General features: G+C 34.8%; 17 protein-coding genes and 1 riboswitch. Of the genes, 4 read left to right on the top strand and 13 right to left on the bottom strand.

Features of this window, described 5'->3' with window-relative positions:
* Positions 1-12 precede the first annotated feature (12 nt).
* Complete coding sequence (gcvT, locus tag KHA96_RS02440) at positions 13-1,119, bottom strand: glycine cleavage system aminomethyltransferase GcvT (protein ID WP_213127700.1); 1,107 nt, start codon at positions 1,117-1,119, stop codon at positions 13-15.
* Positions 1,120-1,280: 161 nt separating this feature from the next.
* Positions 1,281-1,371, bottom strand: a riboswitch (glycine riboswitch).
* A gap of 126 nt (positions 1,372-1,497) precedes the next feature.
* Here gcvT and KHA96_RS02435 point away from each other — a divergent pair.
* On the top strand, positions 1,498-3,192 hold the full coding sequence (locus KHA96_RS02435) for a DEAD/DEAH box helicase (protein WP_213127699.1): 1,695 nt from the start codon (positions 1,498-1,500) through the stop codon (positions 3,190-3,192).
* Positions 3,161-4,012, top strand: a complete 852-nt coding sequence (locus KHA96_RS02430) for a YqhG family protein (protein WP_213127698.1) — start codon at positions 3,161-3,163, stop codon at positions 4,010-4,012. The genes KHA96_RS02435 and KHA96_RS02430 overlap by 32 nt, the downstream gene beginning before the upstream one ends.
* A gap of 130 nt (positions 4,013-4,142) precedes the next feature.
* On the opposite strand, the gene KHA96_RS02425 is transcribed toward KHA96_RS02430, so the two are convergent.
* The 9 genes from KHA96_RS02425 to comGA all read right to left on the bottom strand — a co-directional run bounded on the left by KHA96_RS02425 (position 4,143) and on the right by comGA (position 8,856).
* On the bottom strand, positions 4,143-4,322 hold the full coding sequence (locus tag KHA96_RS02425) for a YqzE family protein (protein ID WP_213127697.1): 180 nt from the start codon (positions 4,320-4,322) through the stop codon (positions 4,143-4,145).
* Between the two features lie 60 nt (positions 4,323-4,382).
* Positions 4,383-4,889, bottom strand: coding sequence for a shikimate kinase (locus KHA96_RS02420; RefSeq protein WP_213127696.1), 507 nt, complete (start codon positions 4,887-4,889; stop codon positions 4,383-4,385).
* Between the two features lie 58 nt (positions 4,890-4,947).
* Complete coding sequence (locus tag KHA96_RS02415) at positions 4,948-5,091, bottom strand: hypothetical protein (RefSeq protein WP_213127695.1); 144 nt, start codon at positions 5,089-5,091, stop codon at positions 4,948-4,950.
* Complete coding sequence (gene comGF / locus KHA96_RS02410) at positions 5,091-5,588, bottom strand: competence type IV pilus minor pilin ComGF (RefSeq protein ID WP_213127694.1); 498 nt, start codon at positions 5,586-5,588, stop codon at positions 5,091-5,093. Before comGF ends, KHA96_RS02415 begins: the two co-directional genes overlap by 1 nt.
* Complete coding sequence (locus tag KHA96_RS02405) at positions 5,560-5,868, bottom strand: hypothetical protein (RefSeq protein WP_213127693.1); 309 nt, start codon at positions 5,866-5,868, stop codon at positions 5,560-5,562. Before KHA96_RS02405 ends, comGF begins: the two co-directional genes overlap by 29 nt.
* Positions 5,855-6,295: a competence type IV pilus minor pilin ComGD gene (comGD, locus tag KHA96_RS02400; protein ID WP_213127692.1), complete on the bottom strand. Its 441-nt coding sequence runs from the start codon at positions 6,293-6,295 to the stop codon at positions 5,855-5,857. Before comGD ends, KHA96_RS02405 begins: the two co-directional genes overlap by 14 nt.
* A complete protein-coding gene (comGC, locus tag KHA96_RS02395) occupies positions 6,279-6,596 on the bottom strand; it encodes a competence type IV pilus major pilin ComGC (RefSeq protein WP_213127691.1) in 318 nt (105 codons plus the stop codon). Before comGC ends, comGD begins: the two co-directional genes overlap by 17 nt.
* Positions 6,597-6,776: 180 nt before the next feature.
* A complete protein-coding gene (gene comGB, locus KHA96_RS02390) occupies positions 6,777-7,823 on the bottom strand; it encodes a competence type IV pilus assembly protein ComGB (protein WP_213127690.1) in 1,047 nt (348 codons plus the stop codon).
* Positions 7,780-8,856 carry a competence type IV pilus ATPase ComGA gene (comGA, locus tag KHA96_RS02385; protein ID WP_213127689.1) on the bottom strand — a complete coding sequence of 359 codons (1,077 nt, stop codon included), beginning with the start codon at positions 8,854-8,856 and terminating at the stop codon, positions 7,780-7,782. The genes comGB and comGA overlap by 44 nt, the downstream gene beginning before the upstream one ends.
* A gap of 248 nt (positions 8,857-9,104) precedes the next feature.
* Between comGA and KHA96_RS02380 the strand changes: the two genes are divergently transcribed.
* Complete coding sequence (locus KHA96_RS02380) at positions 9,105-9,350, top strand: DUF2626 domain-containing protein (protein WP_213123841.1); 246 nt, start codon at positions 9,105-9,107, stop codon at positions 9,348-9,350.
* Between the two features lie 383 nt (positions 9,351-9,733).
* Here the strand turns inward: KHA96_RS02380 and KHA96_RS02375 are convergent, their stop codons facing one another.
* Complete coding sequence (locus KHA96_RS02375) at positions 9,734-10,357, bottom strand: MBL fold metallo-hydrolase (protein WP_213127688.1); 624 nt, start codon at positions 10,355-10,357, stop codon at positions 9,734-9,736.
* 207 nt (positions 10,358-10,564) lie between these two features.
* Between KHA96_RS02375 and KHA96_RS02370 the strand changes: the two genes are divergently transcribed.
* Positions 10,565-10,738, top strand: a complete 174-nt coding sequence (locus tag KHA96_RS02370; protein WP_213127687.1) for a DUF2759 domain-containing protein — start codon at positions 10,565-10,567, stop codon at positions 10,736-10,738.
* Between the two features lie 105 nt (positions 10,739-10,843).
* Here the strand turns inward: KHA96_RS02370 and KHA96_RS02365 are convergent, their stop codons facing one another.
* Positions 10,844-11,986 carry a YqgU-like beta propeller domain-containing protein gene (locus KHA96_RS02365; protein ID WP_213127686.1) on the bottom strand — a complete coding sequence of 381 codons (1,143 nt, stop codon included), beginning with the start codon at positions 11,984-11,986 and terminating at the stop codon, positions 10,844-10,846.
* 220 nt (positions 11,987-12,206) lie between these two features.
* The gene (locus tag KHA96_RS02360; protein WP_349305647.1) at positions 12,207-14,087 is read right to left on the bottom strand and encodes an LTA synthase family protein; all 1,881 of its coding nucleotides are present in this window, start codon (positions 14,085-14,087) and stop codon (positions 12,207-12,209) included.
* Positions 14,088-14,537 lie beyond the last annotated feature (450 nt).

The following is a 14,537-nucleotide window of genomic DNA, read 5'->3' as shown; positions in this document are numbered from 1 at the left end:
GTCTCCTCCAGCCTATATTTTAGATCTTTTATAAAAAGGGGTCGGTATTATTTCAGCTTTTAATCGTTTCCCGCGTATCTCTACCGCAATCTCATTTCCAATCTCTTTATATTTTGATTTTATCAATGCGAGTCCGATATTTTTTTTCAATGTAGGGGATTGTGTTCCTGATGTAACGAAACCAATTTCCTCGTCCTCAAAGAACACTTTATAGCCATTTCTTGGAATTCCTCTATCAATCATTTCAATTCCAACAATTGCCCGTGGGACACCTGTTTCTTTCTGATGCTGTAAAGCACTCTTCCCTATGAAATTTTCATCCTTATTTAGTTTGACAGCAAAGCCGATTCCAGCTTCTAACGGAGTAATATGTTCAGAAAGTTCCTGTCCGTATAAGGCAAGGTTTGCTTCAAATCGAAGTGTATCCCTTGCACCGAGTCCACATGGCAATAGTCCCTCGTCCTCACCCACCGTAAGAAGATCATCCCAAATTTTTTCAGCGTCGGAAAAATTACAATAAATTTCAAAGCCATCCTCACCTGTATACCCTGTCCGAGATATCAACGCTTGAGAACCATTTACATCGACATTTTCTTTAAATTGAAATAATTTAATTTCCTTTAAATCCGCCCCTTTTACCAACTTTTGGAGAATACTTTCAGCTTTTGGTCCCTGAACAGCAAGGAGTCCATAAAGTTTTGAAATATCATGAATTTTAACGTCTCCATGGGCATGATCAACTAGCCACTTTACATCCTTCTCCGTATTTGCTGCATTGACGACAAGCAAATAATCCTCTTCTGAAAATTTATAGATGAGAAGATCGTCTACAACTCCACCATCTTCGTAGCACATCGCCGTATATTGCGCGCTCCCAGACTTAAGCTTCGAAATATCATTCGTCATCATCTTTTGTAAAAATGCTAAGCTATTCTCACCTTTTATGGATATCTCACCCATATGTGATACATCAAAAAGTCCCGCTTTTTTCCTGACCGCTTCATGTTCTTCTTTAATACTAGAAAATTGAACTGGAAGATCCCACCTTCCAAAGTCAATTGTCTTAGCACCCAGTTCCTTATAAAGCGGATACAATGGCGTTCTTTTTAAATTTGTCATTTTTACAACCTCCCTCTTTTTAGCTTCATATGTACAAAAATACAAAAAAGGACAGAAAAATCCCGTTGATAATTGGGATTCTCTGTCCTGGCACCTGAGAGTTTCACCTTTCGGCTTACCCCTTTGGTGGTTCTGATTTCATTGAACACTCTCCAGAGTCGCGTCAAACAAGGGTTCTTTTGCCTGAGAGATTCACAACTACGTTGCTTGCTCCTTCGGCGCTGCATATGCAGTCTCTCCCCGTGTTCTCATTCGCCAATATTATATTCATTTACTGGACATAATAAAAATAACTTTTCAAATACTGTGATATTCAACAACATCGTATCACCATTTTAACTATTCATCAATGCTTTTCGTTATATTGGGAGGTTCATTATGTCAATAAAAATAGTCTTTCAACAAGACTGGCAAAAAAGTCTTTTGCAAAAAATAGATAAAGATGGACCATGGGCAAATCGAGAGTTATTTAAATTAGCGATCCAAGCGGAAGAATTTTTAAGTGTTCCAACCTTCGAAGGGCTAATTGCTCCCAAATTTCTGCCTAATTTAACACCGCTGCCGCATCAGCTTGAAACTGCTCGCCAGGTTGTAGAAAACATGAATGGAAAAGCAATATTGGCTGACGAAGTAGGGCTAGGGAAAACAATAGAAGCAGGATTGATAATTAAAGAATATATGATTCGTGGACTAGTAAAAAAAATATTAATCCTTGTTCCAGCCTCACTCGTCTCACAGTGGGTTTCGGAACTAAATACGAAGTTTTTTATCCCTGCGGTAGCACAGAGAAAAAGCTATGTTTGGGAACAATATGATTGTGTCGTGTCCTCCATTGATACGGCAAAAAGAAGTCCACATAAGGAGATAATAGCAGAGCAAGACTATGATCTTATTATCATTGATGAGGCGCATAAGCTAAAAAATCCTAAAACCAAAAACTATGAATTTGTTCAATCGCTTAAAAAAAAGTTTTGCTTGTTATTAACGGCAACACCGATCCAGAATAAAATTGAAGAAATATTTCACCTCGTTTCTCTCCTAAAACCTGGTCATTTAGGAAGTCAGAGCGGATTTTCGGATAAATATAAAGATAAAAAGTTGTCTGTGCAGGAAGATGCTTTTTTGAAAGAACTGATTAATAAAGTAATGATTCGAAATAGACGTGGTGATACCGGGATAGAATGGCCGGAAAGACATGTGGAAACAATACCGATTGAATTTACGAAAGAAGAACGTGAATTATATGAAGCGATAGAAATGTTGAAAGGAATGGAGGTACCGGTTCACGGATTTTCCTTAATTACATTGAAAAGAGAAGCTTGCAGCAGCAGGGAAGCTGTTTTCTATACGTTAAAGAATATGCTTGCAAAATATGAGGAGCCTTCTCCATCATTAATTAACTCACTCCAATTTATACAGCAAAAAATAGATGCCATTCCTCAAAATTCGAAGGCTAATAAGGTATTGGAGTTAGTTAAATCAATCGATGATAAAGTCATCATATTTACGGAATATAGAGCTACACAATTATATTTACAATGGTTTTTAGGTCAAAATGGAATTCGTTCTGTTCCCTTTAGAGGTGGATTTAAAAGAGGTAAAAAGGATTGGATGCGAGAACTATTTAAAAATCATGCCCAAGTATTAATTGCCACCGAAGCAGGCGGAGAAGGAATTAACCTGCAATTTTGCTCACATATTATTAATTTTGACTTACCATGGAATCCGATGCGCCTTGAACAAAGAATCGGACGTATTCATAGGTTAGGTCAAGAAAATGATGTGCATATATACAATTTCACCATTATGGGTACGATTGAAGAGCATATTGTAAAATTGCTCTATAATAAAATCCAACTATTTGAACGTGTAGTCGGAGAACTGGATGATATATTATCAAGACTCGAATTTCAAGATTTCGACGAATATTTAAAAGATATTTTTGAGCAATCGAAATCCGAAGGTGAAATGAAAGTAAAAATGAGTAATCTATCTTCATTGATTCAATTTGCTGACACACTAAGATCGGAGGATGCGGCGAATGCTACAAAAGGAAATTCATCAATATCTTGAAACATTTTTTAGTGAAAATGACTGTTTGATTGAAGAAAAAGGACATGGCCATCTTACCGTACAATTAACTGTTGATATGGACAAAGAATTGATGAATCGTCCCTTTTACTGGACATATTTAGAGAAAACGGGCGGCATCCCAAACCCAATGAAAATAACATTTATTACGGACCAAGAAAAAACACCAGATCATATAAAAGGAGAAATCATTCATTTTGGAGCACCGAGGCTTCACCAAATATTTAAAGCAACTAAAAAAATATCTGCTTATATTCGGTTGTACGAGGTACCGAGCAAAGCAAATAGTAATAGACAGATTCCTCTTCACCCTTGGCTTTTGCTAAATATTAAAATTTCCTATCAGTGCGACAGGAAAATGGACTTACTAAAATCAATCGGTCTAAATTTGATAAATGGCTCTCTTTATGAAGATTTTTATGGACTAGCGGAAGCCTTGCAGCTACAACAAACGATACCTGACTACTGTTTTACCATTTCACCAATTATTAAAGCGGAAAGCGGAATGAAACGAATTGAAAATTATTTAATAAATGAAGTAACAAAAGAAGACCACCCATGGGCAAAAGAAGCAGTAACTAGGTGGAATGAAGATTTACAACTTTTAGATCATTTTTATGAAGATCATTCCGAAAAACCGGAAACATACGAGATTGAGAAAAAAGCTTTACAGGATCAATATGAACCTATCGTGAATATAGAAATTATTAATGGCGGACTTTATTATTTGGCAACCCATCCGGATCAGATGAACAAAAGCGCTGGCGCCTGGTCATCGACGAACAAACTTCAAGGACAATGACTTATCGTAGGAAAAAAGACAGGAAGTCTGCCAGTTCAAATGCGATTGAGCCAGACGAAACTTCCTAGAAAGTTATCCCAAAGTTCCTAATTTATCTTTTCCTTAAATAAAAGAGGCTGATTTTTTTCTATCAGCCCCTTCTTTTTATAAACATACTTATTGAAATCGGCAGTAGGCCAAACCAGTGTATTAGAGCTGGCCGCCTTGCATTTTTTCGATCGAGTCTTAATTGCTTTCTTTTCTCTTTAGGCAATTCAAAATGTTTAATGAACGTTTCCGTCATATATTTTACATAATCATTCGTAGACATGAATCTATCCCTTCTTTCTAATATACAAACTTCAATGTTATTAGAAAGTATAGCCAAGTTTTATAGATCCATTCGACTAATAATGATTTCGGCCGCGTCTTCAATTGATAAATCTGAAGTATCAATGGTAATAGATGCACTTTCTATATATAAAGGCAATCTTTTTTCATACATTTCACTGATCTCCTCAAATGATTTATTTTTTATAAGCGGTCTTGATTCATCTTCCATCAGTCTTTCCAAAAATACTTTCGGGCTACATTGTAAAAATACTACTCTCCCGCTTTCCTTTAGGAATTGTCGGTTTTTTTCTTTTAAAATGATTCCACCACCAGTAGTAATAATCGATGGCTTACCAGGGAGGCTCAATAAAATTTCTGTTTCCTTATTCCGAAAATGCTTTTCTCCGTATGTTTCAAAAAATTCATTAATTGAGATACCCGTAGATTTTTCAAATCGATCATCTGTATCAATAACCGAAAGTCCCGTTTTTTCTGCTATAGCTTGTCCAATCGACGTTTTCCCCGCTCCCATAAAACCAATTAAGTAGATTGGTATGTTCTCCATTTTATCCACCTCTTTATCGTCTCTTCCCATTATATAATAGGTGGATCTTCTTAACATCCTAATTTTCCGCAATATCACTTTCTGCAAGCATCATGGTAATCTTTTCTTCGTAGTAATCCTTCATTTCTGTTACATATCCTAATTCTGTAATGTAAATTTGAGTGATCTCATATATGACAAATAGAGAAAGGACTGCCAACATTAATACAACGGGATAAGTGGCTCCTCTTTCGTTTCTAAAAATGGTGATCCCTCCATTTCCTCTGGAATGACAAAGCGTGCCTCCTCTTTAATGCCATTACTAAAAGAAACATTTACAATTAACATTTGATTTAACTTTGAAAAATTTACTGAATGAACATGTTGAAGTACAATTTCATGACCTTTGTCATTTACTGTTCTCCTGATGCTATTTCCGTGAGTTTCATAAGCAATCATCAAATTTTTTTCAATCAGTATTCGGCTAGGATGGTTAAAAACATGGACTTTTTTTGCATCCTCCACTTCATTGCGGAGATGAATCAAGAATAAATTCCATTCAAAGTCTTCATCAATCTTTATCGTCCGATCAATTATTGCGAATGATTGAAAAAGTAACGGCATTAATGACATGATAATAGTCAAGATAAACATAGAAAAGATGGAATCAAGCAAAGTAAAACCGTATTGATTATTCATAACATTGTTTTCGTTCAACATATTTTACACATGCCCTCCATCGATCATCATTATTTTTAGCGATTGATAATTCATATTGAGTATCTCGAAGAGTTCTTATCTCAATCGACTCACGAGTTATTGGCAATTGCTGTTCAATATGTTCATATAATAGCCTATTTGCAATCATGTCTTGTTTTCCATCGTTTAAATTAAGTAGTATCTTGAATAGCAATGGAAATAATAATAAGCAAATCAAAATAACGATACTGAATGACAATAATCCTTCTACGATCGTAAATCCTCCCTCATTGCTCCTCAATCAAAAACCGCCCCCTCCCTATATAAAATGTTATCTTCACTCTTTTCTCATTAATACTTAATATCATCGTCCCAAAATTAGAGACATTGCCATCCGGAGTAATGGAAAAACTAGGAATATTTGACTCTACTATTTTAATCGCAGCCGGGAACTTTCTTTGTATCATTACATCATTCGTATCTTTCGTTACAGCTTGATATTGTTGATTAATACTTGAAAATCTAAATATAATAGTTTCTTGTTGATTAATGGCGTATGAATGTGCGAAATATATATCTGACTGCAACTGATTTAAGAACATGTTTTTTTGCATTAGTCCCCAAAAGGACTTCATTGTGAAAAAACTAAAAGAAAAAATAATGGTCATAACTGAAATGACAATTAATACTTCCAGAAGCGTAAACCCTTTATTATTCTTGTTTAACATTTCCATTTTCTATCAAAAGGGCATTCCCGTTTGGACATACAAATTTAAAATCCTCATTTACATAATCCTCTTCTTTTAAGGCATCAAGTGTATCTGGGTATGCTTTCTTGTCCATATAATATGCTTGAACCTGCCCCTGTAGCATTTGGACCACCGCTTCACATCCTTTTTCGTTAATACTTGAGCTTTGCTTTGTAACATTAGGCAATGCAACAAGCAGGATTATTGTAATGACTAGTAGAACAATCATCATTTCGATTAGTGTAAAACCATTTTCATTTTGATCAAAAATATTTCTCATTTCAATATCTCCTTTTTTATTAAGACTATTTTTAAAAATGTATCGGTTTGAAAAATACGCCAAATAAGGAAGTTTAGTAGTTCTTATTAACCCATTTTAATATCTGTTCCACAGATTAAATCCATTTCCCGTAATTTAGATTTACAACCATTGCAACAATATTTGGAAAAAGAGTCTCATTTAAATAGAATCCAGCATTTGAAACATAGGGAAAAATATTGACATGTAAATAAACACAATGATCACCCCAATAAATGAAAAAATAACAGGTTGGATGATTATTAAAATGTTTTCCGTTTTTTCTTGTAGTTTTTCTAAACAATGTTCGCTGTAATAAAGAAGTTCCTGATCGATTCTTCCGTTTTTATCACCATGGTTCACAATTAAGATCATTTCTTTTTCAATAAAACTCAATTCGGATAATGCTTTTCCAAACGAATGTCCAAGAAGGAGCATCTGCTTCAATTGCTGTGCTGACTCTTGCAAAAGTGGTTTAAACTTTTGACTTTCCATAATTGCAATAATTTCACTAATGGAAAAACCGCTTCTTAGCAAATAACCCCATTCTCTTGAAATGAATATCGTTTGATAAAGTTTATATACAGATTTGATAAAGGGAAGAGATGAAAAAAAGGAGGCAATTTCCAGTGCAGATTTCTTTTGAAAGGTTTTTTTCACGATTGAATAAAGAATCAAACAAACAACAAAAATTAATAGAAGGTAAAATGGAATGTTCTCCATAAGGTGAAGGACTAGCTTAATCCCTAAAGTCGGTTCATAGCCCATGGACTGATAGAGATATTGAAATCGAGGCAATAGCAATGTATTGAGGAGAATTGCTGTAAACAGGAGGATAAAAAATAATATAAGCGGATATTGCATTAGTTTTATTAACTTTTTTCGCTCCTCATTCATCCTTTGCAAATATTCTCCTGATTCCAGAAGTGCATCTGCTAAAAATCCATGCTTCTCTGAAAAAAACATTTGAACACAGGCCCCGTGATCAAAATGGTGATTTAGAAATACTTCGTGTATTTTATGACCACTTTTTAAGTCATTGATCATCGAGTCCATAAATTGGCGATTCTTAGGGTCTAGCTTCCCAAAAAATTGTAGTATCTCTAAAAAAGTAAAGCCATTGTTGAGCATCTCACTTGCTCTTGATAAAAAAACACCTTGCTCTTTAAGGGTTAGTCTTTTCTTCTTCTTCAATAATCCAACGCTCATATTCTTCATATCCCAAATAGCCAAGCGCAATCCCCTTTCTAATTAAATATTGAAGTGTTTCGTAATGATATTTGCCTACCTCCTCCCTAGTTTCCTTTAAAGCAAGTGAAAGTGTTCTTCCATGAAGAATTTCATATATTCCTACACGCTTTTTACGATTTTGACTCTTGCAATATTTAGAACATATTCCATCACAATACGGACATTTGATTGTAACGAGCCTTTGCGCCGTAATAGCTAAAAGCGTTTGCTCTAGTTCGCGCATCCCGATCCCTAAATCAAAAAGTCGATGAATGGCCCCCTTCGTATCTCTAGCATGTAAACTTGTCAATACTAGATGTCCAGTCATTGCCGCTCTTACAGCAATCATGGCGGTTTCCGCATCACGGATTTCACCAACGAGAATAATATCCGGGTCATGCCGCAAAATGGCCTTTAAACCTGAACTGAAGCTAATTCCAGCTTTTTCATTCACCTGTACTTGAAGAATATGATCGTGAATTTTTTCCACTGGATCTTCAAGTGATATAACATGGCGATTTAAATAGTCAGAACAATATTGAGCAAGCTCATACATTGTAGTAGATTTGCCAGAGCCAGTCGGTCCAGTGAAAATAATCATGCCAAATGCTTGAACCATCTTAGCGGTTAAAAGATCAATACTTGATGGAAATAAAGATAAATATTCAAGGAATAAAGAGTGTTGGGGAAGAATACGAATAGCCATGCTTTCCTTTGACTGTGCGGTAGGTAATGTTGAGATTCTAAGGGAAATTGCCAATCCGGTGATAATTGTTTGAAGGGAACCGCTTTGTGGTTTTCTTGTTTCGCCGATGTCCATCGAGGCCATAAATTTAAAATGGGAAATGAGTCTTTCCCCAAATTCTAATGAAAAGTTTTTGACGGCACTTAACTTTCCATTCATCCGGAATTGAACTAAATAGTTTTCGGAGTTAGGTATGATGTGGACATCAGTTGCATCATCTTGCAATGCCTCAGTAAGAAGAAGATCTGCCTTTCTTTTAATATTCATTTTCCATAAAACACCACCTTTGTTTTTCGTTAATCAATATATTCGACATATTCCTTCATTCTCCTGCAAAAAAACAAAACTTTTTATATTATTATTTTTACGCTTAATGAGGTATAATAAATGGGTATAGAAATATGATAATATCACTCAATCGTCACAATCATGAGCGACACATATATTTACATTATTAAGCTTCTTCCTATATAATAATGTATTGATGGAGTTATGGCTGCAAAGGAGGGATACATATGGATCGTATGTACAGAGTTTTAGGTTTTTGGACTGGTATTTTTACAATTATGTTTTATCTTGGTGGAATGGACAAAACCGCTTTACTTTTCCTTGGACAAACAGGATTCTTTGTCCTTCTTAGTTATTTAAGATTAACTGAACGTATGTATATGTATGTGTTTGCCGCATATTTAACAGTATTCTTTGCTGGATTTACATACTATACATTGTTCCTAATGCCTCCAGGCGGCGGATTAGGATAATAATGAAAAAAGCTGTGCCTTCATTAAAAAGGCACAGCTTTTTTCATGTACTAGGAATTAATATATCAGAAACCTTTTGGATAATTGACAGCAATAGTTTTCGTTAACATCGCCTCGTCTGTATGTTAAAAAGCCATACAAGCGTGTTAAAATCGATGAGCGACTTTTTGGCCTCAGAATTTATTGCCTGAAGGCCGCAGGTACGGGGCTGGAAAGCGTTGCGACGTACAAGACGGGAGAAATAACACAAGTACAGACGAGCGATCAGAAACCCCGCTGCATGAGCCTGAAGGGGGAATCGCCCATTAGTCTTTCGCGCGTTCCACTTTACGTATCTTTCCATGTTTCTAAATCGCAGCTGAAAAGGTGCTAACTTTTTTTTCTTACATTAAGAATGGGTTACTTTCTTTTTCCTTTTTGATAGTCGTTGCGGGGCCATGGCCAGAAAGGACTTCTGTTGTTTCCACTAACGTAAACAGTTTTGTTTTAATGCTTGAAAGTAATTGTTCATGATTCCCACCAGGGAGATCTGTCCTTCCGATACTGCCATCAAAAAGTGTGTCTCCAGCGAAAAGAGCATTTGCTTCTTTTGAATAATAGGACAAACTACCAGGGGAATGGCCGGGAGTATGAAAAACCTGCAAAATAAAGGGTCCGATTTTAAGAGGCTCTTCCAGATCTAGTAGATGATCTGCCTTTCTTGCAGTAATGTTTACTCCATAACGGGCTGATCCATTCAGACTAGGATTTGTTAGCCATTCCGATTCCAAAGTATGAATATATACAGGAATCGACCACTCATCTCTCACCTCATCAATCGCACCTATATGATCGAAATGGGCATGTGTCATAATAATGGCAATTGGATTGAAACCCTCGTCTTTTAAATATTTATTTAAGCTCACTCCTTGATCACCTGGATCAAATATAATACATTTCTTTTCATGATTGTATAGAACATAACAGTTTGTTTGCATTTGTCCAAGCGGAATTTGAAGCCAGTTCATATACTTTCCTCACTTTACTTTTTAATTTCATTATACATTAGCGGAGTATGATATTTCATATAGATGGATAAAGTAAAAATACATTCATAGAAGTGTCACTTTTGAAACTCGACAAACTCCAATAAAAGTAATAAAATATGGAAGAGCATGTAATATATAAGTACATAGAAATTATGAATTATTTTCAGAAGGGAGCTTTTTATAAATATGGGTACAGCTATTATTTTCCTTTTAGTTGCTATACTTGCTATTTTCGGTACTTTAAGTGCATTAAAAAACAAAAATATTCTCGGAATTTTATTCGGAGCTGGTGCTATTGGAGTATTTGGCTTTTTTGCCATTATGACATTGATAAAACTCCCAGAATCACTCCCTCAATAAGAAAAGTGTAGGCATTAGAGCTAGACACAAAATAAAAAAATTATTTTATAAAGTCAAAAGAGGTTATTCCAAATGCGTTGCCTTCTGGAATAACCTCTTTTACTTTTATGTTGATGTATGAATCAATTGCAACTGCTTACCTGTTTTTAAATTAAGGAGGTTTTCATACTGATAGCCATACAAACATAAATCTCCTTCTTTAGAACATAAGATCGGTTTATTTTCTAAATCCGTTAAGAGCACCTTTGTTTTATGTTGTTTTAAGTCTACACTTACTAATTCGTATCCTTCATTATAATGTTCTAAACTATCATGTCTTTTCGGTGCAAAAGTAAGAAAAGCTTGATTTTTTTCATTAAATGTATAAAAAGGTATGAGCCAATCTGTGTATTGGGTTAGATTTGGAAATGCAACGCTAATCACTTCTTTTAATTTTAAGTCGTAAAAAGAGTATTTTATCTCTTTTTCATTTTTATCTTCAACTTTTATCGTCATCATGTTATGTGCAAACATATCAAATCGGAATACCTCTTCGTGAACTTTTTCAAGTTCCGTTGTTTTCAAAAGCGACTTTTTTATAATTGGTGCAAAAAAGGCTAACTCATCTTCTTTCCAATCCTGTTCGAGAATATGCTTGTCATCATACCATTTTAAAAACGGCTGTATTCCTTCTACTTCCTCAACCTTACCAGTTTCGCTATTGATTAAATGAACTTTATACGACCAGTCTTCAAAGAAGGCAGTCACTAGCATTAGGGAAGGTTCCGCTTCATTCCATTCATAGGCAAGCTCGTATGAATCTATTTCAGTTGAAAAATAAACATTTCCTTTAAAATCAGTAAAATAAAGATTCCCAGCATGAGAATAAGGAGAGGTGTGAATAAAAATTTTGTCAGAGTGCTTGTGGATTAAAACATTCATGATTGGTTCTTCAGTAGTAAATATGGTGTCTTGGTCTTCCGAATATAGATTATATGACGCTAAAACATAATTACCACTAATTACGTATGAATAAAGGATTGTTTGATCGTCCAACCAACCATATACTTTTTCAAAGGATCCTTTTTCAATCGTAAGAGACTTAGGCATGCTACTGAAATCATCTTCATTTTTTTCTTTTTCTTTTATAGAATGTTCCAGAGGAGGATTTTCTGAAGGGGGTGCGTCTGTAATCGTTATGGAACAGCCAGATAAAAGAAAAAATAAAAACAATCCAATCATTATACGAAAAAAAGCTATACTACGCATTTGCACCCCTCTTTCTAGTATCTTCCTATACATTCATACGTGTTTAACGATTATATTGTTTCACTTATTTTACAATTATTAAAAAAATATTACACAAAAGCGATTTTAGGAAACGTGTCTTCAAAAAAACCCCTGCAACAAGATTTTGCACCCCAAAAGTTAGAGTGAAAATTTAACTTTTGGGGTGCAAAAACAATACGTTCGTTGTAGGGTTTTTGAATCACTGAATTTGTTCTTCTCTGTTTTCATAGAATCTGAGCAAATCACCGTAAATAATTTTATCGGAGTAATCAAGTTCTGCTCTTGCTTTTTCTTTATAAGGCTCACATAAAGACTCTTCAACCGTCTCCTCAGTTTCTTTTGAATAACAAGCATTACTTGTAAAAATATAATCCTTCGTTATAAAACTTCCATCTCTAAAGACGGCAAAGTCGTGATGATCTGGTGAAAATAAGTCTTCACCGAATTGAATATCATTTTTAGTATTCACACCGAGAAGGTGAAGCAACGTCGGTTTTAAATCAATCTGACCACTAACCTTTGAAATGGTCTCTCCTTTGCCTTGGTCCGTAACTCCAGGGATATGAATGATTAAAGGAACTCTTTGGAGCTCGGCACTTACAAACGGAGTAACTTCTTTCCCTAAATATTGAGACATCGCTTCATTATGATTTTCTGAAATACCATAATGGTCTCCATACATAACAATAATAGAATTCTCATATAATCCTTCATCTTTTAGCTGCTGAAAGAACTCTTTCACTGCTTCATCCATATATCTAACGGTTGTGAAGTAGCGGTTTAATGTCCCACTTTTAGAATCGTACTCCGAAATAAACTTATCCTCTTCATCTAGTTTAAATGGGTGATGATTCGTCAACGTAATCATTTTTGTATAAAAAGGCTTTTGCATTGATTTCATTAAATCTACTGATTGTTCGAAGAATGGAATGTCTTTCATTCCCCATCCAACAGAATTATCAGGAGTAATTTCATAATCAGTTGCAGAGTAAAAATAATCATAACCTATTGCTTGATACATAATGTCGCGATTCCAGAAACTTTTATTATTTGCATGCATCGTGGATGTGAAATAACCCTTTTCACTAAGCTTCTCAGCCATCGCATCATATTCATTTCCAGAATGGGTAAAAAATACAGCACCACGACTTAAAGGATATAAGGAGTTTTCAAGTAAAAACTCGGAATCTGATGTTTTCCCTTGTCCAGTTTGGTGGTAAAACTCATCAAAATAATAACTATCTTTAATTAGGTCGTTAAGAAATGGAGTTACCTCTTGACCATACACGTCATTATTTATAACGAAATTTTGCATCGACTCCAAGGAGACAACGATCAAATTCTTATTTTCCGCTATTCCAAACATATCTTTATTTGGTTTAACATAATTAGCTTTAATGTAGTTATCAATATCGATGAGTTCACTGCCATCTGCCATTGCTCTTTGGGCGGATGATTTTGATTGTAGAAAAATATCATATAAATGATAGTTATATGTTCCGATATTTTTTACGAGCATTTCCCGATCAAAAGTCCGAGTCAATAATTGCGGACGTTCAGTTTCGGCAAGACCGATATTTAAAAAGAGTATAGCTGCTGCAACAAGGAAATAAGCACGGCGATTCACCTTATTAATTGATTTCATTTCAATATCTTTTTGTTTAAATTTTGTTAACAAGAATAATAGAATGACATCAAAAAAGTAGACGAAGTCAAACCATTTAATTTCAGTGGCTGCACTGTCTCCCAAATCTGCAAAATTATTCGTTTGGAATAATACGGGAAGAGTCAAAAAATCGGTAAAAAATCGGTAAAATACCACATTAGCATATAAAACAAAGCTTAAAATTAAACTGGTGATCAAGATATATCTGTTTCTCGTTTTCCTTGATTTAAAAAATAGTGATAATCCAAAAATAAATAGCAAAAAGCTCAATGGGTTAATAAATAAAATAAGCTCTTGCATGAAATTTTCAATTTTGATGTTAAAACTTGTTTTGTAGACAATATACGTTTTAATCCAGAGCATCATGACCGCGATAACTGGGAGAACTATATTGGCTTTCTTCAGCCTATTCACGTTATTAACCTCCTTGTGAAGATTCCTCCATCGCAGCATTTCCATTTAATTGGAAATGCCTTGAACAACTAACGACTATCATAATATGTTTCTTGCAAAAAATCAAATTCACAACTTTTCAGTATAATGGAATAGCCACAAAAGAATCTTATTCTTTATTCCTTATATATAGACGTGTTAAACTTCAAAAAGTTTCAATAGTTGTCCTAAAAAACAAATTTCATACTTTAGACACAATCCAAAAGTTAAAGTTCCTTTTTATCTACGTTCAAACTTCAGGCCATAAGGAACACGAAGATATAGGAAGTAGGGAACTGAGGGGAAAGGCTAGGAGAGCAACTTCCTGTTGCAGGATCAAGCAAAGCTAGCTTGTTGCTACGCCTGCTTTTAGTATAGCTGTATAGCTTACTTCATGATCTGATCTGGCAGACTGTGACAAGCAAATGTTGA

Origin of the sequence: Bacillus sp. FJAT-49711 (assembly GCF_018343715.1) — a bacterium.
Lineage (GTDB): Bacteria > Bacillota > Bacilli > Bacillales > Bacillaceae_C > Lederbergia.
Note: the sequence above shows the minus strand (reverse complement) of the source record. Positions and strands in the feature narration are given on the sequence as shown.

What these genes read in the sequence shown, in the direction of transcription:
- comGA (WP_213127689.1), bottom strand. Translation starts at nt 8,856, where the DNA reads ATGAATATTAAAAGAAAGGCAGATCTTCTTCTTACTGAGGCATTGCAA.
- comGD (WP_213127692.1), bottom strand. Translation starts at nt 6,295, where the DNA reads ATGTTAAACAAGAATAATAAAGGGTTTACGCTTCTGGAAGTATTAATT.
- comGB (WP_213127690.1), bottom strand. Translation starts at nt 7,823, where the DNA reads ATGAGCGTTGGATTATTGAAGAAGAAGAAAAGACTAACCCTTAAAGAG.
- KHA96_RS02420 (WP_213127696.1), bottom strand. Translation starts at nt 4,889, where the DNA reads ATGGAGAACATACCAATCTACTTAATTGGTTTTATGGGAGCGGGGAAA.
- KHA96_RS02430 (WP_213127698.1), top strand. Translation starts at nt 3,161, where the DNA reads ATGCTACAAAAGGAAATTCATCAATATCTTGAAACATTTTTTAGTGAA.
- KHA96_RS02415 (WP_213127695.1), bottom strand. Translation starts at nt 5,091, where the DNA reads ATGTTGGCAGTCCTTTCTCTATTTGTCATATATGAGATCACTCAAATT.
- gcvT (WP_213127700.1), bottom strand. Translation starts at nt 1,119, where the DNA reads ATGACAAATTTAAAAAGAACGCCATTGTATCCGCTTTATAAGGAACTG.
- KHA96_RS02365 (WP_213127686.1), bottom strand. Translation starts at nt 11,986, where the DNA reads ATGCGTAGTATAGCTTTTTTTCGTATAATGATTGGATTGTTTTTATTT.
- comGF (WP_213127694.1), bottom strand. Translation starts at nt 5,588, where the DNA reads ATGTTGAACGAAAACAATGTTATGAATAATCAATACGGTTTTACTTTG.
- comGC (WP_213127691.1), bottom strand. Translation starts at nt 6,596, where the DNA reads ATGAGAAATATTTTTGATCAAAATGAAAATGGTTTTACACTAATCGAA.
- KHA96_RS02375 (WP_213127688.1), bottom strand. Translation starts at nt 10,357, where the DNA reads ATGAACTGGCTTCAAATTCCGCTTGGACAAATGCAAACAAACTGTTAT.
- KHA96_RS02425 (WP_213127697.1), bottom strand. Translation starts at nt 4,322, where the DNA reads ATGTCTACGAATGATTATGTAAAATATATGACGGAAACGTTCATTAAA.
- KHA96_RS02380 (WP_213123841.1), top strand. Translation starts at nt 9,105, where the DNA reads ATGGATCGTATGTACAGAGTTTTAGGTTTTTGGACTGGTATTTTTACA.
- KHA96_RS02370 (WP_213127687.1), top strand. Translation starts at nt 10,565, where the DNA reads ATGGGTACAGCTATTATTTTCCTTTTAGTTGCTATACTTGCTATTTTC.
- KHA96_RS02435 (WP_213127699.1), top strand. Translation starts at nt 1,498, where the DNA reads ATGTCAATAAAAATAGTCTTTCAACAAGACTGGCAAAAAAGTCTTTTG.